The organism is Amycolatopsis vastitatis (genome assembly GCF_002234595.1).
GTDB lineage: Bacteria > Actinomycetota > Actinomycetes > Mycobacteriales > Pseudonocardiaceae > Amycolatopsis > Amycolatopsis vastitatis.
This window is the reverse complement of record NZ_NMUL01000026.1, coordinates 120,671-147,065: the sequence shown is the minus strand read 5'-3', so window position 1 is coordinate 147,065 and position 26,395 is coordinate 120,671. Positions and strand designations below refer to the sequence as shown.

Here is a 26,395-nt window from a genome sequence, read left to right as displayed (position 1 = left end):
CGGTTCAGGTCCGCCCACACGAAGTCGCCGAGCCGGTTCGCCGCGGCGATCAGGCCGCCGTCGACGGTGTGGTCGACCGAGCCCGCCGGGCCCATCGTCACCTTGGCGGTGCCGGTGGCCGGGTCGACGTCGGAGTCGATCGTCGCGTCGCCCGCCTTCGGCACTGTCCACTTGATACTCGACAACGGTGGAGCGCCCGGCAAGGCAGCCGGGTCGACGCCCGAATAGTCGAACTTCACCGTGTAGCAGGTGCCGGCCTTGAGCCCGTCCGCGGCGCCGAAGTAGTACTCGCCGTTGGCTCCGGTCGTCTTGGTCGCCAGTGCCGCTCCCTTGCCGTCGCAGGGCAGCAGCAGCACCTTGACCCCGGCCACCGCGGGCTCGGCCGGGTCCTGGATGCCGTTCGCGTCGGTGTCGAACCACACGCGGTTGCCCAGCTGGACCGGCGCGCTGTCGCACAGCGCCTCCAGGTCGGCCAGGCCGTTGGCCTTGGCCCACCCTTCGGTCTTCGAGTCGTTGATCAGGTAGCTGTTCGAGTAGCCGGCGTTCATCATCGTGCCGTCGGCCCGGTCGAACCAGCCGACGCCGCCGGTGTTGATCGCCGTCGGATCCATCACCGTCGCGGGCATCCGCCCGGCCCCGAGCACCACCGCGAGGGCGCCCTGGGCGGTCTCGTTGTGCGGCTTGCCGTGCTCGGTGTCGCTGAAGTACTCACCGGGGTAGTACTCGACGACGTCGGTCGGCTCGCCACCGCCGTTGGCCGTCGCGTTGTTGTTGTTCGGGCAGCCGGAAGTGCCTTCCCAGACGTAGCCGCCGGCCTGCTTGCAGACCCGGTTCAGGTCACCGCCGCTGACGGTGTCGTACTTGTCGGGGGACCCGGCGAAGGGCGGCATGTCGTGCCCGCCCTGGTCGCCGAAGCGGTCACGGAAGCCGAGCACGAGGTCGCCCCCGGCTTCGGCGCGGATGTCGGTCAGCAGCGGTTCCGGACGCGTGATCAGGTGCCCGGCCTGAGGCGCGGGCGCCTGGTAGGTGGCCTGCCACGGGTTCCAGATGTGGGTGTCACTGCCGTTCCACAGCGCGTCGCCGCGCTTGAAGTCCAGTTTCCGGTCGACGAGCACCGGGCCGAACGCGCCCGCGGCGGCGTCGAACGCGCGGATCACCACCCGCATGTCGGCCGTCTTCTGCGTCGATTCGCCGGAGCACACCCCACCGACGAAGACGACGCCGTCGTGCACGCCGAGGCCGCCCGGCCGCCAGTCACCGGCCGCGGGGCAGTCCGGGTTCGGGATCGCGTAGCTCGCCTTCGGCGCGGCCGCGGTCGCGGCGGTGGCGTCGTAGAGGTAGAGCTTGCGGTCGACGAGGTTCACCACGAACAGCGTCGTGCCGTCCTCGCTGATGCGCATCGCGCCGAGGCTTTCCTTGCCCACCACGTCGGCGAACGCGCCGTCGAAGTTCGTCTGCATGGCGTGCGCGGTGTTCCCGGCCCCGGGCACCTTGGTGAAGAGCTTGGTGCTCTTGGCCGCGGTGTCCGTCACGTAGATGCCGCCGGTCCCGCCGGGGCCGTAGGCGGTGGCCCGCTTGGCGAACGCGCTGGAGAAGACGCGCTTGTCCTGCTTGCGGTACGCGATCCCGTAGACCGTCCCGGTGTCACCCTGGGTGGCCAGCGCGGTGGGGGCGGTCGTGGTTCCCCGCGCGGTGAACGGGAAGCTGATCAGGGAACGGGCCTTGGTGTCGATCCCGGGCGCGATGCCGTTGCGCTGGCAGGCGGTGACCAGTGCCGGGTTGTCCTGGCAGTAGTCGGCGGGGTTCCACACCCCCATCGTCAGGTCGGCCTTCTTGCCGCCGGAGACGTCGACGAACGAGGTGAGGCTGCTCAGCCCGCCGCCCGCCGGGGCCGGCTTCAGGTACGGCATCGAAGCGGGAATGCTCGCCTCGACGCGGTACTTGCCGCCGGCGAGCCCCGCGGTGGCCAGCTTGACGGTGCCGTCGCCGCCGGTGGTCCCGGTGGCCGTGCCACCCCCGGGGCCGGTGGCCTTGACCGGGATCCCGGCCACCCCGCCCTCCAGGGCCGGCTCGTAGTTGCCGTTGCCGTTGATGTCACGGACCACCCGGACGGTCAGAGTGCCGTCGGAGGCATCCGCGACAGCCGGCCCGGCCGGTGCCGCCAGGGGGAACACCGTCGAAGCGAGCAGGAACACCGCCCCGAAAGCTGTCAGTCTCTTCAAGTCTCACTCCACAAGCCGGGCCGCGACGGCCACTGTCCAATGCAGACGGTTGCGGTGAGTTTAAGAGCCGGGCAGAGTGAGTCACCCGGTGAAGACGGGTGAATGAAAAGCCGGTTTTGATGACTTCAAACCACACGATCGAGTGAGATGTCGCCCACCGACCGGGCTAGCCACGGCAGGCAGCTGCCGGAGAGAGAGGACACCTCCCACTCCGCCAATGCAGCCCGGCACGCTACGACGCGAAGGCGCCCGACTCGTCGCCGGACGTCACAGTGGCCTAAGAAACCCCTATGCCGGTCCCCGGGAATCCTCATGCCGATTTCCCGACCGGAAATCAAGCGCCCGGACGGCGGCAATAGCGAAAGTTTCGAACCGGTTCCCAGCGGGGAATTCCCGATAACGAGCAGTCACTCGACGGTAGCGGTACGATAACGACGTCGGAGCCGAGAGTCGTCCGATCGCCCTGACGGGACCCGCAGCGGACTGCCAAGCCCACGCCACGCACCGTGTTCGCTGTAGCAACGGACAAGCCCGGCGCGACTGCAAGTCATGGCCCTTCTCCCCGGATTCCGCCCGGACCCCGTGAGCACGGGCAAAACCACTCGATGGAGGGTCGCGTCCGACTTCGAGGACACGGGGCGAGGCCTTATCGTGCGAGAGATGTCATGCTCATGCTTCTGCACGTGCACTCCAACGGGTAACCGGTGCACCTCCGTACTACGGTGCGCCGTTGAGCAGGGTGTCACGTGGGACTCAAGTGAAGGTATGAGAGTGACAAAGCCGCTTACGGAGAAGCGCAGCGCGACGAACTCCACTTCGCGCCCGCCTACCCGTTTTACCCGGATCGAGGGCACTGAACGGGCAATGTTGCTGCAGGCAATGCGACAGGCTCCGATTATCGTGCTGCCGGTGAGTTACCCTGCCGCCAATGGGAAGAAGCCTGGAGAGCGACCACCGAAGCAAGGTATGGTGGGACGCTCCAGATCGTCGTACGGCGTTGAGTCACTCGGCGGGGAGCGAGCGAATGAGCGCTGAGATCGAGCCTGACAAGCCGGCGGTACCGATCACTCGCCGTACCCCGATAAGCTGCTCGTCGCCGGCGCCGTACACGCTTCACGACACCCCGCGGCAACTCCCGCCCGCGCCGCCCTTGTTCGTCAACCGATCACAAGAGCTGACGGCCATTTCCGACAAGGTGCGGAAAACGAAGGGCAACCGGGCGGCCGTGATAGTGCTGAGCGGGCTCGGCGGAGTCGGCAAGACCGCGGCGGTGCTCAAATGGGCCCACCGCCACCTCGAGCGCTTCACCGAAGGCCAGCTGTACGCCGATCTCGCCGACTACCGGCGCCCCGGCGGCGTCGAGCTCTCCGAGGTACTGGGCAGTTTTTTGCGCGTCCTCGGCGTCCGCGAGGACTACTTGCCCGCGTCCTTCCCCGAACGGGCTGCGATGTTCCGGTCCCGCACCCTGTCGAGACAGTTGCTGGTCGTGCTCGAAAACGCGGACCTGGCGGCGCAGGTGCGGCCGTTGATCCCGGGTTCCGGCCGCAGCGTCGTCTTGGTCACCAGCCGCCGCAGGCTGGGCAGCCTCATCACCGAAGGGGCCGAATTCATCGACGTCGCCCCGCTGACGGTTTCCGACAGCAAGCTGCTGATGGCGGAAATGGTGCCGGAACTCCCGGCCACAGACCGCGCGGCCGTCGGCGACCTCGTCGAGCTGTGCGGCGGTCTCCCGCTCGCACTGTGCGTAGCCGGCGCCCAGCTGGCGCTGCGCAAGCAGTGGTCCATACCACGCCTGATCCGCTACCTCACCGACGAGCGGCAGCGGCTCGACAGGCTGGCCTTCGAGGGCGAGGAGGGGGTGCGGTCGATGTTCGACGCGGCCTACGGCGAACTGCCGGACGACGCCGGAAGAATGTACCGCCTGCTGGGACTCCACCCCGGGCCGCAGTTTTCCCTGGACGCGGCGGCCGCGACGGCCGGGCTGACGCCGAGTGCCGCGGACGACCTCCTGGGCGTCTTGCTCTCTTCGAGTCTCCTGCAGGAACTCGGCAACGACCGCTACCGGCTGCACGACCTCGTCCACCTGCACGCGCGGGCCATGGCCGAGCGTGACGAGACGAAGGAAGCCAGCGATACCGCCGTGGAGCGGATGATCGGCTGGTACGCGCGCGCCGCGGCCGCAGCCGACCGGGCCGTGATGGGCGAAGGCCGCTGGCGGGTCTTCGGCCGCGTACCCGCCCAGTCGGAGCCCCGGTTCGACAAACCGGCGGCGATGGAATGGTTTTCGGCCGAGCAGTCCCATCTCCTGGCGGTCGTCCAGGAAGCCTGGCGTCGCGAGATGTTCGAGACGGTGTGGTGGCTCTGCGAATCGTTGTGGGCCTTTTACTACAACACGAAGATGTATTCGGACTGGCTCGAAACGCACCGGCTCGGCGTCGTCGCGGCACATCGATGCGGCAACGGCCCCGCCGAAGCGCGCATTCGCAACCAATTGGCGCGGGCGTTCATCGAACTGCGCGATTTCGAATCCGCCGACGAGCAGCTGACGGCGGCGATTTCGGCCGCGGAAGGCGATCTGCGCTCGGAAGCCGTGGTGGTGGAGTCACGCGGGCTGCTGTTCCGGGCTTTGCGCCGGTACCGGGAATCGGAAGAAAACCTGCGGCGCGCCCGCGACCTCAACCGCGTGCTGGGCAGCGACCGCGGCGTCGCCATCCAGACCTGCCAGCTCGGGGACCTGCTGGTCCAAGCCGGACGCCCCGACGACGGGCTGCGCACGCTCACCGAAGCGATGTCCATCGCGGAACGGATCCACGACAGCATGTGCACCGCGAAGGTCGGGATCGCGCTGGGGAGCGCCTACGAAAGCCTGGAGCGGTTCGAGGACGCGCGTTCGGTCCTGCGGTCGGCGGTCCAGACGACCCGCGACAGCCGGCTACCGGTGAAAGAGGCCCAAGCGCTGGAAATCCTGGTCAAGGTGGCCCAGCACGACAACGACCGCGAACTGCTGCAGCACTCCGCCCGGCGGCTCGTCCAGCTCTACGAAGCGGCCGGAAGCCCGTTGGTCAACGTGGCCAAGAGCCTGCTCGAAAGCGACCCGTCCTGACCGCTGGATCACGGCGCCGGGGTGAAGCCGAAGTGCTCGACCTCCCCCGGCCGGTAGCTGTAGGTCGCGCATCCCGGCCGGTCGAGCGGGTCGCCGTTCAGCCACCGGCGGTGCAGCACAGTGGCCGCGGCGAACACGTCGTCGCAGGCGACGTCGACGCGAGGGCCGCCACGCCAGCGCACCGCGATCCCGTCCGCGTGGCGGTAGGCGGCCACGCAGGCGCTGGGCAGCTCGGTCGGGACCCGGCCGCCGGCGATTCCGTTTTCTTCGGACGGGGTCAGCGTCGCGTCCACCCACTTCTCGCCCGCTGCCTTGGCGACCGGGTATGAGCGGAGCAGGATCTCGCCGTTGGACAAGGTGATCTCGTCCACCTCGGCATGATCGACGACCTGACAGACGTCTGCGTCCGGTCCCGCCCACGAAGTCCGGGCGATCCGGGGACAGCGTTCGATGAGGACAGTGCCGTCGTCGCCGGTCCTCGTGACGACGACCCAGGCGGTGATCCGGCGGCCCTTGATCAGCTCGGGATCGCCGACCGGCGTCATCCGGGGCGGATCGGGCAGGTCGGGCAGGCCGGCGAGGGTCCGGACGACGAACCGGAACTCGGCCAGCGACCGGTTCTGCTTCTGGAAGATCGAGTTCGCGATGTCCTGCGGGGACAGCAGGCGGGGGCCGCTCAGGTGGACCTCGATCTGGCGGCGGAGATCTCCCTCGAGGTCGAGCCGGGTCGCCTGCTCGCACAGCCGCGCCAGAGGCGATTCCGGCACAAGTTCCTTCCGCCCGTCGGCGACCAGGAGGAACCGGCATCCGATCGACGCGGCGTAAATGGACAACGAGGAGTGATCGCCCAGGCAGATGTCGGCGGCGACCAAACCCGGCTCCCACGGCGTCTGCGGCGGGACGATCACCAGCCCGCTGTCCAGCTCGTCTCGGAGCTTCGCTTTGATGCCGGCCGGCGAGTCGGCGAACCAGACGTTCTGATGCATGATCAACAGCACCCGGTACTGATCCATCGGGAGCTGCGCGAGCAACTTCATCGGCAGGCTCGCGGCGCTTCCCACCGTGCCCCACTCGCCCCAGGTCGACGTGACCGCGACCAGTTTCTGGCCGGGGAGGATCCCGAAGCGGTCCCGGAACTCGTCGCGCCTCGGCCGTGACGCGGCGATCCGGTCGAACACCGGGTCGCCGATGACCACAGCCCGGTCGACGGCCTCGGGCGCGCTCTCCCGCAGCCGCACGACCTGTTCCTCGTGGGACACTCCGATCGCGCTGGCGTACACCGTGCCGGCCTCGGTCGTCAACTGGCCGTCCACGAGGCCGGTCGCGAACCGGTCGCTCCCGCTCGACCAGCCGACCCGCCGGTTGTACCCCGCACCGTGCGGGACCACGAAGACCAGGCCGCGGAGCTCGCCGAGAGCCGCCGTCGCGTGCGCCGCCAGGATGACGTCGAACCGGGTGGTCTTCGCTTCCGCCCAGGTGAGCACCTCGAAGCCGAGCTGCTCGATGTGCGGCCCGAGCCCGCGGGCGAACTTCGATCCTTTCTCGACGACGAACTTGAGGTGCGGCGGGTCGGGGTAGAGCGCCTCGCGCAGGGTGAGCATGCGGTCGAGCGTGGTGAAGGTCCGGACCACCATGAGGACCGAGTAGGACGCCCGCAAGGTCCGGCAGTCTCGGCCGTCATCGTGCCGACCATCCACTCGCCATGCCCCGATCGTGCGTGCTTACTCACCAGTTGCTACTACGGGTAGCAGATGGTACTACTATGGACCTATGGCGGACCGCCACCTGGCAGATTTCCAGACTGGCGTCTTGCTCAACGGTCACCAAGCTAGCAGGCAGTGACCGGGCTGGACCAGTAGAGAGGGGGCTGATCATGCTCGGGGGACGCAATCCGGTCACCGAACGACGCAGGCTGCTGGCCGAACTCAGGCGCTTGCGCGCCGCGGCAGGGCTGACGCAGAAGCAGGTTTCCACCCATCTCGAGTGGTCGATGTCCAAAGTGATCCGCATCGAAGGCGGCACCGTCGGCATCTCGATCACCGACCTGAAAGCGCTCCTGGCACTCTACGGCGTCCAGGACCCCGAGGTGGTCGAGAACCTCGCCGGGGCCGCCAGGGCCGCTCGCGAAAAGGCGTGGTGGGACGACCACCGGCCACATGTGCACCCCGAGCTGATCGACTTCATCGCCGTCGAGGCCGCGGCGACCAGCATGGCGGAATACCAAAACTTCATCGTGCCGGGCATCCTGCAGGTCCCCGCCTACATCCGCGGCGTCGGGAAGGCCTTCGGCTCCAGTGAAGAGGCGATCGAGCGCTCGGTCTTCATGCGCACCGAGCGCCGCCTCCTCCTGACCGAGTCCCAGCCGCTGGAAGCCCGGTTCATCCTGGACGAGGCGTCGCTCCGCCGGACGATCGGGTCCGCCGACGTCATGCGGGAGCAGCTCGACCTCCTGGTTGAGCTCAACGAACTGCCGAACATCACCATCCAGGTCGCCACGCTCGACCGCGGCGTGACCGACGGCATGCAGTCCACCTTCACGCTTTTCGAGCTGCCCGACCAGGATCACGTCGTGTACCTCGACCAGCCCGGGTTCCGCGTGCTCGCGCGAACGGACCCCGACGAGGTCGGCCGGTACCTCGACGCGTTCGACAAGCTGACGGGCCCGGACCACGCCACCCCGCCGGACGAACTCAAGGCGACGATCAACCGGATCCGGGCGACCCACTAGCCGAAAAACCCCGAAACCCGGCGCATTTTCGAAAAGGGAGTAGAATCGGGAGGCTCTGAAGCACGTCCATTGGCCGGGGTGCACACTCCGGCCGATCATGGGTCGGGAGGGCCTGATGACCGGACGATTTGAAGCTCCCGTAATCGAGGTCGACGAACGGGGCCTTGCCTGGCACCGGAGTTCCCGGTGTCACCCGACCACCGAACCGAAGTGCACGGAAGTGGCTCTGGACGGCAAGATCGTGCGCGTTCGCGACGCCAAATCAACCCAATCAGGTGAACTGCACGTCAGCCGTACGGGGTGGCGCGCACTCCTTCGCCGACTGAGCGCGCCGCTTGATTCACCCGAGGGATGATCCGATTCCCTGAGCACCCCAAAACGACGACTCCGGCATTGACATATCCCGCAGCCGCCACCGGCGAAATGCACATGCCGATGCACGGGAGCGGCCGAACCCCGTTTTGTCAGCTTTTTGTCCAAATTCCACGACGCCGCAACTTGAATCATCGGCGCGGCGCCCACGGCGAGAGCGGTCACCGGGAGGCCCCGGCCGGGGCCTCCCGGTCCGGTGGGCGGTCAGCCGTCGGACTCCGCCGACGGCAGGTAGGCGCCCGGCACCTGGTCCGGGGCGTACACCCGCGGCTCACCCGGGTAGGGCAGCTGCCAGCCGTGCGTCTGGTACCACGTGAAGTGGTTCATCTGCGCGGGGTTGGCGTAGTCGGCGACGGCGTTCGGGCCGGTGAGACGCTGGTGCGTCGTCCACTCCTGCCACTGCGCCGCCACCTGCCGCTTGTCCGACGGCACCGCCGACGACGGCACCGGCGCGGCGGCCGGGTTCGCCGGCGCGGGGGTGTCCGGGCCGCAGGACGGCTGGGTCGCCAGGCCCGCCGTCAGGGAGGTCCGGTTGGGGACCGCCGTGAACGGCGTGTAGTCCGGCTTCGGCGTGAACGCCGCGCTCATCGGCGTCGCCGCGCTGTCCTTCTGGTTCATCGGGTGGACGCCGAGGATCTGCTCGATCGTGCGGATCATCGTGATCTGCGAGTAGTAGTGGCTGTCGACCACGCCGTGCTGCGCGTACGGGCTGATGATCTGCACCGGCGCCCGGTGGCCGTCGACGTGGTCCAGACCGGCCTGGGAGTCGTCCTCGACCACGAAGATCGCCGAGTCCTTCCAGTACTGGCTGTGCGAGATCTCGTCGACGATCCTGCCGACCGCGAGGTCGTTGTCGGCGACCTGGGCGGCCGCGTTCGGCGGGCCGCCGGTGTGGTCGCTGGACAGCCAGAACATGTTCAGGTCGGCCGGTCCGTGCTTCTCGAAGTCGTCCTTCCAGATCTGGTAGCGGTAGACGTCCGGCACCGAGGTGTCGAACTTCGGGAAGGCCGGCACCGAAACGTCGTTCAGCGACGGGATCGGCGACGACGACACCATCGGGTACGCGCTCGGTTCGCCGGTCGCGGCCATGTTCTTGGCGTCGCAGTACAGGTTCTGCCAGCTCGCGCCGTCCGGCTTGGTCAGGAACTGCTGGAACTCGCCGAAGTCCCGCACCGACTTCCCGGCCGCCTGCGCGCCGGTCCAGAGGAAGCCGCTGCTCTGGTGGCCGAGCGCGTCGTCCTCGGTGTCGTAGCTGCGCAGGTACTCCCCGGCCGAAGACTCGGTGTACTCCGGGTTGTCGGCCTGCATCAGCCAGTTGTGCCCCTCGGCGGAGTTCGTGCCGATGTCGTAGGTGTTGTCGTACAACCCGAACTGCCGCTCGAGGGCGTGCTGGTTCGGCGTGACGTTCTCGCCGAACTGCGTCACCGAGGGGTCGCCGTTGCCGCGCGCGTCGTCGCCGAAGACCTGGTCGTAGGTCCGGTTCTCCTTGACCAGCAGGAAGACGTGCTTGATCGTCGACGGGTCGCCGAGCCGCGCCGGGACCGGCACCGGGCTGCGGTGGCCGTTGTCGTGGGCCACCTGGACCGAGCCCGGGGTCCAGCCGTTCTGCCGGAACACCTTCGCCGTGTACCCGCGGATCGCGCGGTCGTCCGGCAGCCGGAACCGCTGCACGCTCGACGTCGTGTCGTGGGTGCCGTGCCCGGCCGCCGTCGTCGGGCGGCGGGCGTCGATCCCGCGGGTGTTGGAGACCACGACGTCCTGGCCGGACGTGGTGATCGCCGTCGGGAAGTAGTCCGTCGGCAGCAGGCCGACGTAGCTCACCGGCTCCTGCGCCCGGCTGTAGCGGTAGACGGCGACCGCGTTGGCGCGGCCGAGCGTCACCAGCAGGTGCCCGTCGCCGGTCAGGGTGACGCCGTCCGGCTCGTAGCCGACCGACGCCTCCGGCCACGGCTGCGTCGCGATGGTCTGGACGACCTTGTCGCAGGTGGGGTCGATGACCGAGACGGTGTTGCTCGCGGTGTTGGTGACGAACAGCGCGCCGTTCTTGGCGTACACCGCGGTCGGGTGCAGGCCGACGTCGATGCTCTTCGGCGCGGCGGCCGGGCTCGCCAGGTCGATGACGCTGACCGTGCCGCTGGTCGTGGCGCCGGTGAACCGGCTGGCGGGCACCTGGGTGTTGTAGGAGTTCAGCGTCGGCTCGCCGGGCCGCGCCGGACGGCCGCCTTCGTTGCTGACGTACAGCTTGTTCCCGACGCGGACCAGGTCGCGCGGCGCGTTGCCGACGGCCCAGCTCCGCTTGATCGCGCCGGTCGCCGCGTCGAGGGCGACGACGCGGTTCTGCCCGTTGACGGCGGAGTACACAGTGGACCCGTCGGGCGAGAACACCGCCTCCGCGACCAGCGCGTGGTTGGGCCCGTCCGCCGGGATCTTGACGGCCACCGGGGCCGCGACCGTCCCGTCGGGGTTCACCGTGAACCGCGTGTACCCGTCGGTTTGGGCCAGCCACAGCGTCTTGCCGTCCGGGGAGTACGACGGTCCTTCCTGGCCCACGTCGTTGCCGGGGATGCGCAGGTTCGCCGTCGCGGAGTTGCCGACGAGCTGCTGCACCTTCCAGCTCTTCAGGTCGACGACGGTGAGGGCGATCCCGCCGTCGGTGGTCAGCGCGGCGAGGTGGCTGCCGTCCGGGCTGGCCGAGGACGCCATGATCTTGCCGCCCGGCACGACGAGCCGGTCGCCGATCGGGTCGAGGTACTGGTCGGCGGCGACGACCTGGCCCTGGCCGGTGACCTGGCCGACCTGGTCGTCCCCGAACTGCTGCGTCGAGGCGACACCGGCGCCGGTGCCCGTGGCGACGAGCACGAGCGTGGCCGACCCGGCCGTCGCGAACCGGAACCGGTGCCGGACGCGGCGGTCCTTCCCGGCCCGCCGTCTGCGGCGTACTACCTGCATGGGCTCATCCCTTCGTGGTGGAGAGCAGCTCGACGTTGGCGTCGAACTGCCAGAGCGGGTTGGGCTGGTCCCCCGCCGGGGTCCGCACCTGGAAGTAGCCGTTCACTTCCTTCGGCCCGTCGCCGTCGGCGACGTACCGCCCGTCCGAGGTGACGTCGAGCTGGTAGATGGCCGTCCCGGTGGCGTCGACGCCGGGGAGGTGCCAGGAGACGACGCACCGCCAGTCGTTCCCCGGCCCTTCGGGCGCGACCAGGCCGTCGCCCTTGGTGCACGCCGCCGTCGCCGCCAGCTTCGCCTCGGTGACGTCGGGGCGGCCGAGCTGCCCGGTCTGCAGGCGGTACAGGTGGGCGAACGCCGTCGCGACCGACTGCTGCACCTTGGCCTGGTCGATCCCGGACCCCACGGACGGCGTCGCGGCGGCGATGATCCCGGCGGTGGCGGCGAAGAGCACGGCCAGGGGAAGCGCGGCGAGGGCCCGGCGGCCGGAGCCGTCGTGGGCCGGGTTGGTGAAGTCGCGGCGCACGAACAGCCGGTACGCCAGCGCGGTCGCGAGCACGGCCCACGCCAGGCCGACCCCCACGCCGATGAGCAGCGGGCCGAGCTGGCCGGGGTCGGTGAACAGGCCGTTCCACGCGACGAAGGCGTAGCTGGGCAGGGCGAGGCGGACGGCGACGGGCAGCGGCAGCAGCTGGGCGAGCGCCATCGCCAGCGCGACGACGGCGGGCAGCAGCAGCCCCATCGGCGAGCGTCCGCCGAGGACGGACCCGAGCAGGCCGAGCGCGGCCAGGGCCAGGGTCGGGGCGAGCACGCAGACCCAGGCGAGCAGGACCCGCCCGGCGGCGTCGCCGGGTGTGAGGAGGTGGCCGTCGAAGCCGACGAGAGCCCGGTTCCCGGCGGCGAGGAGACCGCCGGCGGTGCTGGAGACGGCCATCCCGGCGACGAGCACGAGGAGGACGGTGAGGCTCGCAAGCGCTTTCGCGGTGAACAGCCGGCTCGCCGACCGGACGGCCACCAGCAGGTGCCGCCAGGTGCCCAGCCGGTCTTCGGCGGCGAACACGTCCCCGGCGACCACCGACGTCAGCAGCGGAAGGGCGTAGGTCCCGGCGAAGCCGAGCATGACGAGCGGCCCGGCCCAGCCGGTGGCGTTCATCCAGCGGCCGAAGAGGGTGTCGACGGGCAGCGAGCTCTGCTCGCTCACCGCGGCGACGAAGAGCGCGGGAGCCAGCCAGCAGGCGAGCACGAGCAGCCGGATGCGCCACGCGGAGAACAGCTTGACCAGCTCGAAGCGGTAGGTGCGGGCCACTGGGACGGGACGCGCGACGGCGGTGGTCATCGGGTGCGCTCTTCCTGCTCGGTCAATGCGAGGAACGCCGCTTCCAGCGGCGACACGACCGGCGCCAGCTCGCGCACCGCGACGCCGTCCCGCCCCAGCCGCAGCACCAGTTCGTCGAGCGCGGAGACGAGCGCTCGCACGACCACGCCCTCGGCGTCCCGCGGTGCCCCGGCGAGCTTGATCCCCCGCGTATCCGCGATCACCCGCCGGGCGGCGGCGGGGTCGGAGGTGCGCAGCCGGTACGCGAGCTCGCCGTTCTCCGCCGACAGCTTGGCGAGCGGGCCGGTGAAGACCACCCGGCCGGTGGCGAGGATCGTCACCTCCGCGCACAGCGCCTCGAGGTCGTCCATCCGGTGGCTGGACAGCACCACCGCGGTGCCGCCCGCCGCGAGGCGGCCGAGGACGCCGTGGACGTGCTTCTTGCCCGCCGGGTCCAGGCCGTTCGCCGGCTCGTCGAGCACCAGCAGCCGCGGCTCGGTGAGCAGGGCCGCGGCGAGGCCGAGCCGCTGGCGCATGCCGAGGGAGAAGCCGCGCACCCGGTCGTCGGCGACGTCGGCGAGCCCGACCTCTTCGAGGACGTCGCCGACGGTGTGGCCGCCGAGCTTGGCGAGCGCGGCGAGGTTCTGCCGGGCGGTGAGCGACGGGTAGAGGCCGGGGCCGTCCACGAACCCCGCCACGCCGGCGGGAGCGGCGAGCGCCCGGCCGACCGGCGTGCCGAGGATCTCCAGCCGGCCTTCGTCGGCGACGGCGAGGCTCAGCAGCAGGCCGAGCAGGGTCGTCTTGCCGGCCCCGTTCGGGCCGGCCAGCCCGTGGATCTGCCCCGCTGCCACGTCCAGGTCGACGCCGTCGAGCGCGACGACGTCCCCGAAGCACTTGGTGATCCCGCGGGCTCTCACTGCCAAGGGTGCGTCCATGGGTCCCTTCCGTTCCCGGCCTGCGCGGAGAAACTTAGGTACCGCAAATGAAGGCGGCGGGCGCGCGGAGTGAACTGACGCGGAACGGGAGCCGACCGGCCGTGGCCGGACCGGTGAAATGTCCGGGTTGCGTGCGGGCTTTACCCTCGTCTTGCCTTGACGCGGGTGCGGGCCGGCCTCAAGCAGGCCGGCCGGTCACCGCGGCGGCCGCGCCAGCCCGTGGCCCACGGCGTAACGCATCGCCTCGACGCGGTTGCGCACGCCGATCTTGGCGAACGCGTTGTTGATGTGCGTCTTGACCGTCGACTCGCCGATGACCAGCTCGGCCGCGATCTCCCCGTTGCTCAACCCGGCGGCGATCAGGCCGAGCACCTCGGCCTCCCGCGCGGTGAGCCCGCCAGGCAGCCCTTCCTTGCGCGGTACGGCTTTCGCCACCGGGCCACCCGCGTCGGAAAGCGCGTTCGCGATCTGGCGCGAGACGCCGGCCCCGAACGTCAGCTGCCCGGCGGCCACGGCTCGCAGCGCGACGCCGATTTCGCCCCGGCCCGCGTCCTTCGTCAGGAACCCGCGTGCCCCGGCGGCCAGCGCACCGGCGATCGACTCGTCGTCCGAATGGGTCGTCAGCACCACGACGGCGACGTCCGGGTGGTCCCGGGCGATCAGCCGGGTCGCTTCGACCCCGCCCGGCACGGGCGTGTTCAGGTCCATCAGCACGACGTCGACCGCGTCGAGCCGGCGGAGGAGTTCGAGTGCCCGCGCGCCGTCCGCCGCCGAGCCGGCGACCTCGACGTCCTCGAGCGGGCCCATCAGCGCGACCAGGCCTTCCCGCCCGGCCTGCTGCTCGTCCACGACGATCACCCTGATCGCCCGCGGCTCCCCCATGATCCCCCTTCCGCCGTCGCCCCGAGGCAGGCTACCACCGCTGTCCGATTTCGTGGACACTCCATTGTGGAGGGTCCACCTCGACCGGGTGCCCCGGAATCAGGACAATGGCGGGATGCTGACCCCAGAGCTGGTGAAGACCCACTGGTGGCGCGTGGCGCTCGTGGTGGCGGCGGTGGCCATCGCCGCGTTCGCGCGGGAAGCGCCGTTCGCGGCGGTGTTCGCCCTGGTCCCCGTCATCCTGTGGTGCTCACTGGCGCCGTCGCCCCGGAGCGGGATGGTCGTCGGGCTGGTCCTGCTGGCGCTGCTGGCCTGGTTCGTGGTTCCGCGCGAACTGGGCCTTTCCGGACCGTGGGTACCGGCGAAGATCGAGGTCTACTGGCTCTACACGACGCTGGCGGCGGTGGTGTGCGCGATCGGTGCCCGGCGCGGCGCCGGCCGGTTGACAACATTGGTGGTCGCCGGGTTCGTCGTCACCGGCGGCGTCCTGTTCTCCGAGTGGGATGCCCCGCCCGGCGACGAAGGCGTGTCGCCTTGGCCCGCGCAGCTGCAGACCGCCGAGAGCATCGACTGCGGTTCCGGCGGCTGCTGGCGGGACATCACCGCGACCGGCGACCACGCCTCCGAAGTGCTGCGCGAGCACCTCACCGCCCGCCACTTCATCCCCGCGCCGTCGGTCATCTCGAACGCCGAACTGCTCTGCCGCACCACGGGGCTCCTGGTGACCCACAAGGCGTGCGCCAGGCTCTACACGTTCACGGAGACCTCGGCCCGCGTGGAGTGGTACGTGAACTAGAAAGGTGGTGCGGCGGCACCGGAACCGCCGCACCACCGCTCCCGTCAGCCCGGGGCGACCGCCCGCCCGGTCTGCGGCGAGATCATCCCCGCGCACAGCCCGCGGTTCCGCAGCGTCTGGGCGATCCGGGGAATCGCGGCCAGCGTGTTCGCCGGCCATTCGTGCATCAGGATGACCTGCCCGTTCGTGAGCCGGGCGTTGGCCGCCACGATCGCGTCCACGCTCGCGTTGTTCCAGTCACCCGAGTCGACGTCCCAGATGATCTGCCGGAGGCCGTACTTCGCCTCGACCGACTGGACCGTCGCGTTCGTTTCGCCGTACGGCGGGCGGAACAGCCGTGGCGTGCCACCGCCCGCGGCCGAGATCGCCTGCTGGGTCCGGGAAATCTCGGAATCCACCTGCGCCTGGCTCTGCTGGGTCAGGTGCGGGTGCGTGTAACTGTGGTTGCCCACCCACATGCCGGCGGAGACCTCGGCACGGACCTGGGCCGGGTACGCGGCCGCGTACTGGCCCTCGTTGAACATGGTGGCCCGCAACCCGTTCTGCCGCAACGCGTTCAGCAGGGCGGGGGTGTGGGCGTTCGACGGCCCGTCGTCGAAGGTGAGGCCGACGTACCCGTTGCACGTAGCGGCGTGCGCCGGGGTGACGGCGACGGTACCCGCCACGGCCATCGCCACGACGGCCATCGCCGCGGCGGCCGGCAAAGTGCTGCGAGGTCGCATGGGTCAGCCCACCGAGATGTTCGAGTTGCCGCTGCTCTGGTAACCCTCGGTCGCGAGGATCATGTAGTAGTTGAAGCTGCCGAGCCGCATGCCGGCGCGGGCCCACGCGTCGAAGTGGTTGCCGGTGGTGATGGTGCCGCCGGTCCGCCGCTGCTGCCGCACGCTCCAGTACTGGTTGAAGGTCTTGTTCCCTTCGACGGACGGCGCGTTGTAGCGGGTGGTCTGGTAGATGTCGTAGGTGCCGCCGTCGCTGGTCACGGTGCCCTTGTACGTCCCGGTCGGCCGCCAGCTGCCCCAGTTGTCGACGATGTAGTACTCGACGAGCGGGTTGGACGTCCAGCCGTAGAGCGAAAGGTAGCTGTTGCCGGAGGGGTTGAAGCTGCCGGAGTAGTTCACGTTCCGCCGGCTGCCGTTGCTCCAGCCCTTGCCGGCGACGAAGTTGTTGACGTTGCTCCAGTTCGTGCGGTAGTTGCCGCCGGAGCCGAGCGTCATGGAGACCGACCCACCACCGGCGCTCCAGAACGAGTAGTAGTACCCGTTGTTGGTACCGGTCTGGTTGGTGGTGATGACGGTGTCGGCTCGCGCCACCCCGGGCACCAGCGCGGCAATCACCGCGAGCGCGGCCCCACCGGCGAACACCCTGAAGCGGTTCTTGGTACGCATTCTTCCTCCTCGTCGAGGCCCGGCCAAGATGGCGAAAGCATGCGATCACCGACGAGGGTGGGGCAATCACTTTCGGAAAGTTTCGACCGTGGCGGAGAGTGTCCGCGACGATCGCGTGAGTCAGGCGAAGGGGTCACGCCGGGCCCGCAGCAGGCCCCGCGGTCGCGTGATCGTCGGGGCGGCGAAGAGCCGGATCCATGCGCCGGCCGCGCCTTCACCACCCGAGACGGCGACGGACCGGTACGCCCGGGCGCCGCTGTTTTCGCTGTGCCGGATGACTTCGTCGAAGAACCAGTCCGAGGCGATCACCGCCAGCACCGCCGCGGCGTCCGCCAGCGCGCGCTTGAGCTGCGGCGCGTCCACCAGGTGCTGGGCGTGCAGGATCGACGACCCGGTCACACCGTACTCGTCGTAGGACACCTCGCCGGCGTGCAGCGCCAGCCTGAGCCGGAAGCGTTCCTGCGGGGGATGAACCCCGTTGTGGGTGGCCAGTTCATCGGCGAGGGCGCCGAGGAGCAGATCCGCGAACAGCGTCTTGGTGACCTCAGCCGAGGCCAGCACGAGCACACCGTCGCCCAGATCCGAGTAGCGGCAGCCACCCCACGGGATCCCGGCGGCCGCGAAGGCTCGTTCGAGTGAGCGGTACATCCCCCGCCGGACACGCAGCCGGTTCGGGTTGGTCCGGCTGCGCCTGCCGAACCCTTCGACATCGACGACGACAACGGTGCAGTGCGCGGTGTCCAGCTCGACGCTGCCCCGCCAGTCCACCGAGCCCGGCCCCGCCCCGCGCAGCGGCGCGATCCCGATGGCCCCGGGAGCCCACCCGGTCCGCACCCGTGCCTGCGCGTGCGTCCGCCCGCCGGGCCGGGGCACCGGCGGCCTCGTCGCGTCGGGATCGGGCATCGTGCGTTTCCTCCGCCGAGCATCAGCCGATCGGGAACGCGTCGTCGGCGCGTGTCACCGTGCACTGATGTCTATCCTCAGCGTACGTAAGCGGTGATGGCGCCGGCACCACACTGGTACCATTGTTCGGTTACCGTAACCACGTACGTCCCTCGCAGCTGCGTCTGCTCGTGCAGAAGGTCGTGAACATGGGTGCCCTGTCCGGCCACTTCGGACACTAGCGGAGACCGACGTGTCCGCGCCCGCATCTCCGGTCGTCGCCTCGTGGGAACTCGCTCTTCGCCTGAAACGGCGTCGCGAGCAGCTCGGCGTCGAGGTCAGGACGATCACCGAGACACTCGGCTTCACCCGCAACTACTGGTCCGCGGTCGAGAACGAGCGCAAGATCTTGTCGCTGGAAAGCCTCACCCGGATCGTCGAGCTGTTCGAATTCGACGACGAGGAGAAAGCGGAGCTGCTCGCCCTGCGCGCGGCGGCCAAAGAGCGTGGCTGGTGGACGCGGTATTCCGCGCTTTTCGACAACGAGATCCAGCGTCTCTACGGGTTGGAGCAAGGCGCACGCGGTGTCCGGGACTACGAAAACCTCCTGGTTCCCGGGTTGCTGCAGACTCCCGACTACACGAGAGCCATCATGATGCCCGACGTGACCATGCGCCCGGTCGAGGTCGACCAGCGCGTGGAAGCCAGGCTACGTCGCCAGGCCCGCCTCTTCGACGAGAACGATCCGTTCACCTTCACGGCGGTCATCAGCGAAGCGACCCTGCGCCAGCAAATCGGCGGCCCGCGCGTGCTGCGGAACCAGCTCACGCACCTCGCCACCCTGATCGAGCGGCACCCGGGCAAACTCGACATCCGGGTGATCCCGTTCACCGCGACGGCGTGCGGGCTCTTCGGGGGAGCCACCGTCGTCCTCATCGATTTCGACAATCCGCAGCTGCCCACCCTGGCCTGGCAGGAAACCGTCACCACCTGGGGCATCATCGACGACCCGACGCAGGTCCGGAATCTCACGACCACGTTCGAGGACGCATACCGGCTGGCGCTCGACGCGAGGGCCACATTGAGAATGATTCACCATCACAGCAAGGAAATCGATTGACAAAGCAAATCTCGATCCCTGCCCGCCGCGTCCGCGCAGGGTGGTTCGTCAGTAGCTATTCCAACGCCGGGGGCAGCTGCGTCGAAACCAGTATCTCCACCGATGTCACTCTGGTCCGCGACAGCAAAGATCGCCGTCCCGACTCCCCGATCATCGAATTCACACCAAAAGCCTGGAAATCTTTTCTCAACGTCGTGACACGGGAGGATTCCTGACCTCGGATACGTGAGGCGCGGGGATGGGGGTGCGGCCGGAAACCCTCATCCCACCGCTCGCAAACCTTCCGGCCGCGACTGCTCACCGCACGCGCAGAAGACCGTACCTGCGCGGGTCGTTGTCGTGCCCGAAAACGTGGAAAGATTCGTACCTACGCAAGGACTTCATGTGATTCGGCAGATATGTGCTCACCACACCACGAGCAACTGCGGTGACTTCACCGCCGTGTGCAACTCGTGTGGCGCCACCCTAGTCCGGGACACCCCGGACTGCCGACCCGACTCGCCGGTCATCGCGCTTCCGGCCACTGCCGTGGCTGCGTTCCGGCTCCACATCGAAGCGCAGCGGGGCGAGGAAGCCGGTGAGGAACGCTCATCCGAGCGGTGATCATCCGGCCGGCTGCCGCCGGGCTCCGTCCCCCGATCCCAGCAAGCGAACCCAACCATGGGCCGCGGTTTCCTTCTCCTGGACCAGCACCTGCCGGAAGAGGTCCGGCCTGCTGACCGGGCTGTGGCGGATGATCTCGTCGTAGAACCAGGCCGACGCGATCAGCGCCAGATCTCCGCCCGCGCACGCCACCGCGTCCTCGAGCACCCTCGATCGCAGCAGCCGGAACGTGTGCACGATCGCGGCCCCGGTCGTGCCGTGCACGTCGTAACTCACCTCTCCCGCATGGAGAGCCACACGAAGCCGGATTCGTTCCGGCCGCACGCGGGCAGCGTTGTGGACGGCCAGGAATGCCGTGAGCTCGGCCGGGACCAGCTCGGTGAACACCGCCTTCGGATAGCCCGCGGGCACCAGGATCAGCACGCCGTCGCCGAGGTCGGCGCGGTGGCATTCTTCCCACTCCACTCCGACGGCCGACAGCGCCTGCTCGGCCACGCGGTAGATGCCTGCCCGGACCGCCAGCCGGTGCATTGTCGTCCGGTCGGGCGCGGAAAAACCCTCGATGGCGAGCGCCAGAATGGTGTGGTGCACCGGATCCGCGACCGGCTCGGCCGAGCAGTCCGGAAACGGCCGCTTCCGCATTCGTCCGGTCCATTCCCTCCACGACATCTGACCTCCTCCCGCCGGGCCACTCGTGTCGGGATGATCGTGAACGCCGGTGGTTGACGCTTCGGTTGCCGGTTGCTGGACAAATCCTTGACAGCCGGTTGACCTGCGCCGAACCGGCCTGCTCCGCGGGTTACTGTGCTGGTCGAGAAGACCTTGCCGGCAGGCCAGGGGTGAACGAGGAAGCCCGATGGAGTTCCGGATCCTGGGGGCTGTCGAGCTCCGGCTCGGCGACCGGAAAGTCGCGCTCGGGCGCGCGAAAGAGCGTTCGCTGCTCGGTGTGCTGATGCTCCACCACGGCAAGGTGGTCAGCCTCCGGACGGTCACCGAGGCGCTCTGGGACGACAACCCGCCCGACCACGCCAGGAAAGATCTCCAGGCCTACGTCAGCCGGCTGCGCGCTTCCCTGCGCGGCTCCGGTGTTTCGGCGCGGATCGTCACCCAGCGGGCCGGTTACCTGTTCCTCCCCGGCGACGACGATCTCGACTACGCGCGGTTCAAGACCCTGGTTCGCGACGCCGGGATCGCACGGCGGGCCGGGCGGCTGGACGAGGCCGCGGCCGCGCTCAGCGAAGCGATGGACCTTTGGCGCGGGCCCGCGGTCGAAGACCTCGGCACCGTCTGGATGGAGCGCAAGCGCGAAGACCTCGACCGCTACGACCGCGTCGCGGGTTACCAGGCGTTGTGCGCCGTCGAGCTCGAACGTGGCCACTTCCGCGAGGTGCTGCAGACCCTCGACGTCGCGATGGTCGAGCACGAATTCGACACCGAGTACATCGCGCAGCGGCTGACCGCGCTCGACGGTCTCGGCCACTACGAAGAATTCGACGCCTACTGGAAAGAAGTCTACGACCGGTCGGCCCGGTCGTTCGGCACCGGGCCCGCCCGTGAACTGCAGGAACTGCACCGGCGGCTGCTGCAGTCACGGGATGCGCTGGCGCCGGCGGATCTCCACCGCACCCAGGCCGCACTCCGTGCGCTGCCACCCGCCCAGCTGCCGTCCCGGGTCAGCGAATTCGTCGATCGCTCCGCGGAGCTCGCCCGGCTCGACGAGCTGCTCCTGCGCTCCCGCGTCGGTGGCTCACCGGCAACGCTGATCATCGCCATCACCGGCCCGGCCGGGGTCGGCAAGACGGAGCTCGGACTGTGCTGGGCGCACGGCATCCGCGACCAGTTCCCCCACGGCCAGCTGCACGCCGACCTCTCCGGGTACGGCACTGCCCCTCCGCGCGATCCGGGCGAGGTCCTGGGTGAGTTCCTCGACGCCCTGGGCGTCGCGGCGTCGGCGATGCCCGCGAGCCTGAGCGCCCGGACGGCGATGCTGCGCACCCTGTTCGACGACAGCCGGGCACTGTTCTTCCTGGACAACGCGCGGGACTCCGGGCAGGTCGTGCCCTTGCTGCCGGGCAGTGCCCAGTGCGTCGTCATCGTCACCAGCCGGCACCGGCTGAGCGACCTCGTGACCCGCCACGGCGCCTATCGCCTGGAGGCCGGGCGGTTCACCGAGATCGAGGTGGCCCGGCTGCTCGCCGGCCTGCTCCGGGACTCGCCGGTCGCGCCCCCGGAGCCGGCGACGGTCGTCGAGCTCACCGGCGGTACTCCGCAGGCCGTCCGTACCCTCGCCGAGCTCCTGCCCGACACCGGGGGACTACCGAGCCCGGCCGAGCTGCTCCTGGCCGGCGAACTCGCGTCGGGAACGATCCTGACTTCGCTGCTGTGGTCCTGCGACGCGCTCGGCCCCCGGGCCGCCCGGCTGTTCCGGCTGCTCGCGGTCCACGTCGAATCCGGCATCGGCGAGGAAGCGGTGTGCGCCCTCGACGGGACCGACGACGAGACCACCCGCGGCGCGCTCGCCGAACTGGCCGCCCGCTACCTCGTCATCAGGGAAGACGGCCGCTTCCGCATGGACGCACTCACCCGGGCGACCGGCGAACGCCTCGCGCTCGTCCACGATCCGCCGGCCGACCGCTTGCGCGCGCAGGCACGGCTGCTCGACTGGTACATCGCCCGCGTCCAGGAGGCCGCCGAAGCCCTGGCACCCACCCGGTGGCGCGGTGCGGATCGGCCGCCGGACTACACCGCGGCCAAGGCGTTCCTCGCCGAGGAGGAAACGTATCTGTCCGCCGCGATCCACCGCGCGGCGAGCAGTGACCTGGCCCGGGCGGGGACATTGCTGCGGTTGCTCCGGCCCCACCTCGATTTCACGGGCGCCGGATGGCACGAAACCGCCCAAGCCGTCTTGCTGGCCGCCCGAGCCGCGAAAGCTCTCGGTGCCGAGGGCCAGGCACTGACCGCGCTGGCACGCATCCACCAGGTGCTCGGCGATCCGGTGAAAGCCGAGGAATCCCTCCAGCTGGCGAGCACGATCTTCCGCGTCACGGGCGACAACCGGTCATCGACCGAAGTCCTTCTCCTGCTCGCCGGTCACGCGGAGGACTCCGGTGACCCGGCCTACGCCGAGTCCTGCCTGCGCCAGGCCCTGGAACTCCAGGACGGCCTGACCGAACCCGCACAATGCGCGGCGGTGCACGGTGCGCTCGGCGCGCATCTCCGCCGGCGGGAAAGGCTCGAAGAGGCAGCGCGGTACCTGACCCGCGCGAAACTGCTCTACACCGAACTCGGTGATCACCGGCGTCACGCCGCCATGGCGCTGGAGCTCGGCCTCCTGAGCCGCCGGGCCGGCCGGACGACGGAGGCCATCCGCTTCCTGACCGAGGCAGTCACGTTGCACGACCGCCACCCCGCGGACCACGAGCGGACGCTCACCGCGCTGGTCGAGCTGAGTGAGGCCGGCTGCGACGCCGGCGAACACGGCGATGTCCTGCTGTACGCCCGGAAGGCACTCGGCATTTCCCGGTCCTCCGCCGACCGCGGCCAGGCCGTCCGCGCGCTGGTGGCCTTGGTCCGTTCCCTCGCGGCCACGGGCCGGCAGGCCGAGGCGTGGAACGAATCCCGCCAGACCATCGCGCTCGTCGCCGAACTCGACGGTCCGGTGCACGAACACGTCCGTGCCGAGTTCGGCCGCCTCGGGCTGTGGCCCGCGGGACCCGGCCCGTGAGACCCGCCTACTCGCGCACGCCGATCGCATCGATCGGCCGGGCTCGCAGCGTCACCCGCGTCGCCACCCCGATCGCCACCATCCCGAGCGCCGCCGCGCCCGCGATGATTCCGAAGTAGACGGACGGCGGTCCCGCCGGAACCACGTTGCCGCGCAATCCGATGTTGAGCAGTGCCAACGGAACCAGGGCCACCAGCGTCCCCAGTGCCATGGCGATCCCCACCGTGGCCAGCGCCTCGAGCCGCATCATGTGGGTCACCTGACGACGCGTTGTCCCGACCAGGCGCAGCAGCGCGAACTCCCGGCTTCGCTGCGCCGTCGTCAGGACCAGCGTGTTGGCCACGGAAATCGCCAGATACCCGACGATCACGCCGGCCGCCACAAGGTTCAGGTAGAACTGCGCCTGCCGTTCGCCGCCTTCCGGGGCGGCCGAGGTCGGGGTGGTCAGGGTCAGGCCCGGGTAGGGCAGTGCCCGCAACGCCGTGGCCACCGCGGCCGCGTCGGCGCCGGGCCGGCTCCGGATCAGCACCGAGTCGTCCAGACGGCCGCCGACGTGCTCGCGGGCCAGCGCCACCGGCAGGACGAAGTCGCCGAACGCCAGGTCGTGCGTGTACGTCGCCACCAGCCGCAGCTTCGCCGGGACGCCGTCGCCGAAGTAGAACTCGACCTCGTCGCCGAGCTTCTTGTCCAGCCAGTCCGCTTCCGAGCGGCTCAGCGCCACGGTGTCGCCGGTCAGGTCCGTGAGCTTCCCCGCGTCGACGCCCAGTTCGAGGGCGCCGCCCGCCTCCTCGGCCGCCAGGCCCTGGGCCGGCGTCCGCTGGACCTCGACGCTGTCGCCCAGCGTGCTCGCGGTGATCACGGACGTCCGCACCACCGGCGTCGCCGCCGCCACACCGGGCACCTGCCGGGCCGCCTCCGCGACCTCCGGGGAAACGCCGCCCGGGGCCGCGAGCACGTAGTCGGCGGTCGTCGACCGCGCCGTCTGCTGCTCGGCCGCCGCCGTGGCGGCCAGCGGGCCGTAGAACATGGCGAGGGCGAACGCCACCGCGAGCATCAGCGGCGTCACCGCGGCGGCGACGCGCCGGGCGTTCGCGTGGGCGTTCGCGCCCGCCAGGTACCCGCTGATCCGCCACACCCGCGCCAGCGCCGGGGCCAGGAACCGCACCACCAGGCCGGTCACCTGCGGGCCCACCACGGCCAGCCCGATGACCACGACCAGCGTCGCCATCGAGGACACCGCGGCCGCGATGTCGCCGCGGAGGAACAGCGGGACGAGCGCGCCGCCGAAGCCGGCGAGCACCAGGCCCCAGCCGGTGAGCAGCCGGCCGCGGCCGAGTTCGCGCCGCTCCACTGCGGCCTCCCCGAGCGCCTCGACCGGCCGGATCGACGACGGCCGCCGCGACGCCGCCCAGGCCGCCAGCCGGGCCGCGCCCAGGCCGAGCAGCACCGCGGCGAGCAGCGGCAGCGGGCTGATCGCCAGCCCGAAGTCGGCCGGGATCACCCCGATCGCGGCGAACGCGTCCCGCAGCCCGGACGCCACCACCAGGCCCAGCGCGCTGCCCAGCACGCCGGCGACCAGCGCGACCAGCGTCGTCTCGATGCCGATGAGCTTGCGGATCTGCTTCGGGGTGGCCGCGACCGCGCGCAGCAGCGCGAACTCGCGGCGGCGCTGGTTGATCGTCAGGGCCAGCGTGCTCGCCACCACGAACACCGCGACCAGCAACGCGAACCCGCCGAACGAACCGGCGATCGCCAGCAGCAGCGTCCGCGTCTGGCTGACGTCGAGGAACTCGACGCTGCTGCGCTCGACGCCCGTGGTGACCTCCGCGCCGTCCGCGACCGCCCGCACCCGGTCGGCCAGGGTTTCCGGCGTCACCCCGGGGCCGGCGAGGACGCCGATCGCGTGCGCCCGGCCGGGCTGCCCGGCCAGCTCCGCCGCCCGTTCCGGGGTGAAGAACAACGCCGACTGGCGCGACACGCTGTCGACGACACCGCTCACCTTGAACGTCGCCGGCACCGACCGCGTCGTGATCCGCACCTGCCCGCCGATGCCGACGTCGGCCCGGCGCGCCAGGTCGGCGTCCAGCACGACCTCGTCGGCGGCCGCGGGCGCGTCACCGCCACGCAGGGTGAACGGCGCCAGCGCGGCCGCGTCCCAGTTGTGGCCGAGGGACTCCGGACCGCCGAGCACCTGCCCGTCGCGGGTCACCACCTGCGCCGGGAAGCTCTGCTCCGCCACCGCGGAACGCACGCCGGGCACGGAGGCGATCCGCCCGGCCAGCGCCGCCGGGACCGTGGGCTGCTCGCCGACCTGCTCGAAGGAAAGCGCGTCGGCGCCCGGGGGCCGGACGGTCTGGGCGCCGCCGACGACGACGGCCGCGGCGGCGTACCGCTGCGTGGGGACGCCGGCGCGCAGGCCGGACTCCATGAGGACACCGCACGCCGCCACCAGGGCGGTGCCGCACAGGATCGCGATGAACGCGCCGGCGAACCCGCCGAGCCGGGTCCGGATCGTCTGCCAGGCCAGTGTCAGCACGCTCACCACTCCCCGAGGTGCGTCATCCGCTCCGCCACCCGCTCGGGCGTGGGGTTCGGGAGGTGACCGGCCAGCTTGCCGTCGGCCAGGAACAGGACGCTGTGCGCCGCCGAAGCCGCGACGGGGTCGTGGGTGACCATCAGGACGGTCTGCCCCATGCCCTCGACGACGGCGCGGAGCAGGTCCAGCACCTGCCGCGCGGTGCGCGTGTCGAGGGCACCGGTCGGCTCGTCGGCCAGCACCACCTCGGGCCGGGTGACGAGCGCCCGCGCGATCGCGACGCGCTGCTGCTGCCCGCCGGACAGCTCCGCCGGACGGTGTTCCAGCCGGTTCGCGATCCCCACGCCGTCGACGACCTGCCGCAGCCACCGCGGGTCCGGCTTGGTGCCGGCCAGCCGCATCGGCAGCGTGATGTTCTGCAGCACGTTCAGCGACGGCAACAGGTTGTAGGCCTGGAAGACGAACCCGATCCGGGTGCGCCGCAGCCGGGTCAGCTCGTTTTCCTTCAGGCCGCCGATCTCGGTGCCGCCCAGCAGCACCTTTCCCGACGTCGGCCGGTCCAGCCCGGCCGCGCAGTGCAGGAAGGTGCTCTTGCCCGAGCCCGACGGGCCCATGACGGCGGTGAACGTCCCCCGCGCGACACCCGCCGACACGCCGTCCAGCGCGGTGACCGCGCCGTCGCCGGAGCCGTACACCTTCCGCACCCCGGTCAGCTCCAGCGCATACGCGCTCGTTGTGGTCATCTCGATCCCCTTCGTTTTCTCATCAGGAAAACTAGGTTCACGGCGGCCGCCGTTCGATCCCGTGGAGGGGAGAATCGGGGGTAGCGCCAGCACCACCACGGTG

19 protein-coding genes are annotated in these 26,395 nt (G+C 70.3%); 7 read left to right on the top strand and 12 right to left on the bottom strand.

The features are described 5' to 3' along the window. Positions 1-2,222: SdrD B-like domain-containing protein (locus tag CF165_RS25885; protein ID WP_276209741.1), on the bottom strand; the 2,222-nt coding region annotated here is incomplete at its 3' end. Positions 2,223-3,417: 1,195 nt separating this feature from the next. Between CF165_RS25885 and CF165_RS25880 the strand changes: the two genes are divergently transcribed. After that, entirely contained in the window at positions 3,418-5,325 is a 1,908-nt protein-coding gene (locus tag CF165_RS25880; RefSeq protein WP_158226828.1) for a tetratricopeptide repeat protein, read from the top strand. 8 nt (positions 5,326-5,333) lie between these two features. Here CF165_RS25880 and CF165_RS25875 read toward each other — a convergent pair whose 3' ends face one another. After that, positions 5,334-6,959, bottom strand: coding sequence for a hypothetical protein (locus tag CF165_RS25875; RefSeq protein ID WP_093950158.1), 1,626 nt, complete (start codon positions 6,957-6,959; stop codon positions 5,334-5,336). Between the two features lie 239 nt (positions 6,960-7,198). Between CF165_RS25875 and CF165_RS25870 the strand changes: the two genes are divergently transcribed. Continuing rightward, complete coding sequence (locus tag CF165_RS25870; RefSeq protein WP_158226827.1) at positions 7,199-8,053, top strand: helix-turn-helix domain-containing protein; 855 nt, start codon at positions 7,199-7,201, stop codon at positions 8,051-8,053. Between the two features lie 97 nt (positions 8,054-8,150). After that, positions 8,151-8,408, top strand: coding sequence for a DUF397 domain-containing protein (locus CF165_RS25865; protein WP_093950156.1), 258 nt, complete (start codon positions 8,151-8,153; stop codon positions 8,406-8,408). 221 nt (positions 8,409-8,629) lie between these two features. On the opposite strand, the gene CF165_RS25860 is transcribed toward CF165_RS25865, so the two are convergent. The 4 genes from CF165_RS25860 to CF165_RS25845 all read right to left on the bottom strand — a co-directional run bounded on the left by CF165_RS25860 (position 8,630) and on the right by CF165_RS25845 (position 14,503). After that, positions 8,630-11,374: a bifunctional YncE family protein/alkaline phosphatase family protein gene (locus CF165_RS25860; protein ID WP_093950155.1), complete on the bottom strand. Its 2,745-nt coding sequence runs from the start codon at positions 11,372-11,374 to the stop codon at positions 8,630-8,632. Between the two features lie 4 nt (positions 11,375-11,378). Then, a complete protein-coding gene (locus tag CF165_RS25855; protein ID WP_093950154.1) occupies positions 11,379-12,707 on the bottom strand; it encodes an ABC transporter permease in 1,329 nt (442 codons plus the stop codon). Then, on the bottom strand, positions 12,704-13,603 hold the full coding sequence (locus CF165_RS25850) for an ABC transporter ATP-binding protein (protein ID WP_093950153.1): 900 nt from the start codon (positions 13,601-13,603) through the stop codon (positions 12,704-12,706). Before CF165_RS25850 ends, CF165_RS25855 begins: the two co-directional genes overlap by 4 nt. Positions 13,604-13,816: 213 nt before the next feature. Further along, positions 13,817-14,503 carry a response regulator gene (locus CF165_RS25845; protein ID WP_093950152.1) on the bottom strand — a complete coding sequence of 229 codons (687 nt, stop codon included), beginning with the start codon at positions 14,501-14,503 and terminating at the stop codon, positions 13,817-13,819. Positions 14,504-14,618: 115 nt separating this feature from the next. Here CF165_RS25845 and CF165_RS25840 point away from each other — a divergent pair, with 115 nt between their 5' ends. Beyond that, complete coding sequence (locus CF165_RS25840) at positions 14,619-15,299, top strand: hypothetical protein (RefSeq protein WP_093950151.1); 681 nt, start codon at positions 14,619-14,621, stop codon at positions 15,297-15,299. A 44-nt stretch (positions 15,300-15,343) separates the two neighbouring features. Here CF165_RS25840 and CF165_RS25835 read toward each other — a convergent pair whose 3' ends face one another. The 3 genes from CF165_RS25835 to CF165_RS25825 form a co-directional block, all read right to left on the bottom strand. Continuing rightward, the gene (locus CF165_RS25835; protein ID WP_093950150.1) at positions 15,344-16,021 is read right to left on the bottom strand and encodes a polysaccharide deacetylase family protein; all 678 of its coding nucleotides are present in this window, start codon (positions 16,019-16,021) and stop codon (positions 15,344-15,346) included. Positions 16,022-16,024: 3 nt separating this feature from the next. Next, entirely contained in the window at positions 16,025-16,684 is a 660-nt protein-coding gene (xynA, locus tag CF165_RS25830) for an endo-1,4-beta-xylanase XynA (RefSeq protein ID WP_093950149.1), read from the bottom strand. A 120-nt stretch (positions 16,685-16,804) separates the two neighbouring features. Next, complete coding sequence (locus tag CF165_RS25825) at positions 16,805-17,587, bottom strand: hypothetical protein (RefSeq protein ID WP_093950148.1); 783 nt, start codon at positions 17,585-17,587, stop codon at positions 16,805-16,807. A gap of 232 nt (positions 17,588-17,819) precedes the next feature. On the opposite strand from CF165_RS25825, the gene CF165_RS25820 reads away from it, so the two are divergent. Beyond that, positions 17,820-18,686, top strand: a complete 867-nt coding sequence (locus tag CF165_RS25820) for a Scr1 family TA system antitoxin-like transcriptional regulator (RefSeq protein ID WP_093950147.1) — start codon at positions 17,820-17,822, stop codon at positions 18,684-18,686. Then, positions 18,683-18,901 (top strand): DUF397 domain-containing protein, encoded by a 219-nt coding sequence (locus tag CF165_RS25815; RefSeq protein ID WP_240521784.1) that lies wholly within the window; start codon positions 18,683-18,685, stop codon positions 18,899-18,901. The genes CF165_RS25820 and CF165_RS25815 overlap by 4 nt, the downstream gene beginning before the upstream one ends. Positions 18,902-19,289: 388 nt before the next feature. Here the strand turns inward: CF165_RS25815 and CF165_RS25810 are convergent, their stop codons facing one another. Then, positions 19,290-19,958 (bottom strand): hypothetical protein, encoded by a 669-nt coding sequence (locus CF165_RS25810; RefSeq protein WP_143268659.1) that lies wholly within the window; start codon positions 19,956-19,958, stop codon positions 19,290-19,292. A gap of 187 nt (positions 19,959-20,145) precedes the next feature. Between CF165_RS25810 and CF165_RS25805 the strand changes: the two genes are divergently transcribed. Beyond that, complete coding sequence (locus CF165_RS25805; RefSeq protein WP_093950145.1) at positions 20,146-23,013, top strand: AfsR/SARP family transcriptional regulator; 2,868 nt, start codon at positions 20,146-20,148, stop codon at positions 23,011-23,013. A gap of 7 nt (positions 23,014-23,020) precedes the next feature. Here the strand turns inward: CF165_RS25805 and CF165_RS25800 are convergent, their stop codons facing one another. Together CF165_RS25800 and CF165_RS25795 are read right to left on the bottom strand one after the other, a co-directional pair. Beyond that, positions 23,021-25,558: an ABC transporter permease gene (locus CF165_RS25800; RefSeq protein ID WP_093950144.1), complete on the bottom strand. Its 2,538-nt coding sequence runs from the start codon at positions 25,556-25,558 to the stop codon at positions 23,021-23,023. After that, positions 25,552-26,292 carry an ABC transporter ATP-binding protein gene (locus CF165_RS25795; RefSeq protein ID WP_093950143.1) on the bottom strand — a complete coding sequence of 247 codons (741 nt, stop codon included), beginning with the start codon at positions 26,290-26,292 and terminating at the stop codon, positions 25,552-25,554. Before CF165_RS25795 ends, CF165_RS25800 begins: the two co-directional genes overlap by 7 nt. Between the last annotated feature and the right edge of the window lie 103 nt (positions 26,293-26,395).

Coding starts and splice junctions, on each gene's coding strand:
- CF165_RS25810 (WP_143268659.1), bottom strand. CDS start 19,958: ATGTCGTGGAGGGAATGGACCGGACGAATGCGGAAGCGGCCGTTTCCG.
- CF165_RS25855 (WP_093950154.1), bottom strand. CDS start 12,707: ATGACCACCGCCGTCGCGCGTCCCGTCCCAGTGGCCCGCACCTACCGC.
- CF165_RS25825 (WP_093950148.1), bottom strand. CDS start 17,587: ATGCCCGATCCCGACGCGACGAGGCCGCCGGTGCCCCGGCCCGGCGGG.
- CF165_RS25870 (WP_158226827.1), top strand. CDS start 7,199: ATGCTCGGGGGACGCAATCCGGTCACCGAACGACGCAGGCTGCTGGCC.
- CF165_RS25865 (WP_093950156.1), top strand. CDS start 8,151: ATGGGTCGGGAGGGCCTGATGACCGGACGATTTGAAGCTCCCGTAATC.
- CF165_RS25845 (WP_093950152.1), bottom strand. CDS start 14,503: ATGGGGGAGCCGCGGGCGATCAGGGTGATCGTCGTGGACGAGCAGCAG.
- CF165_RS25795 (WP_093950143.1), bottom strand. CDS start 26,292: ATGACCACAACGAGCGCGTATGCGCTGGAGCTGACCGGGGTGCGGAAG.
- CF165_RS25840 (WP_093950151.1), top strand. CDS start 14,619: ATGCTGACCCCAGAGCTGGTGAAGACCCACTGGTGGCGCGTGGCGCTC.
- xynA (WP_093950149.1), bottom strand. CDS start 16,684: ATGCGTACCAAGAACCGCTTCAGGGTGTTCGCCGGTGGGGCCGCGCTC.
- CF165_RS25860 (WP_093950155.1), bottom strand. CDS start 11,374: ATGCAGGTAGTACGCCGCAGACGGCGGGCCGGGAAGGACCGCCGCGTC.
- CF165_RS25805 (WP_093950145.1), top strand. CDS start 20,146: ATGGAGTTCCGGATCCTGGGGGCTGTCGAGCTCCGGCTCGGCGACCGG.
- CF165_RS25875 (WP_093950158.1), bottom strand. CDS start 6,959: ATGGTGGTCCGGACCTTCACCACGCTCGACCGCATGCTCACCCTGCGC.
- CF165_RS25835 (WP_093950150.1), bottom strand. CDS start 16,021: ATGCGACCTCGCAGCACTTTGCCGGCCGCCGCGGCGATGGCCGTCGTG.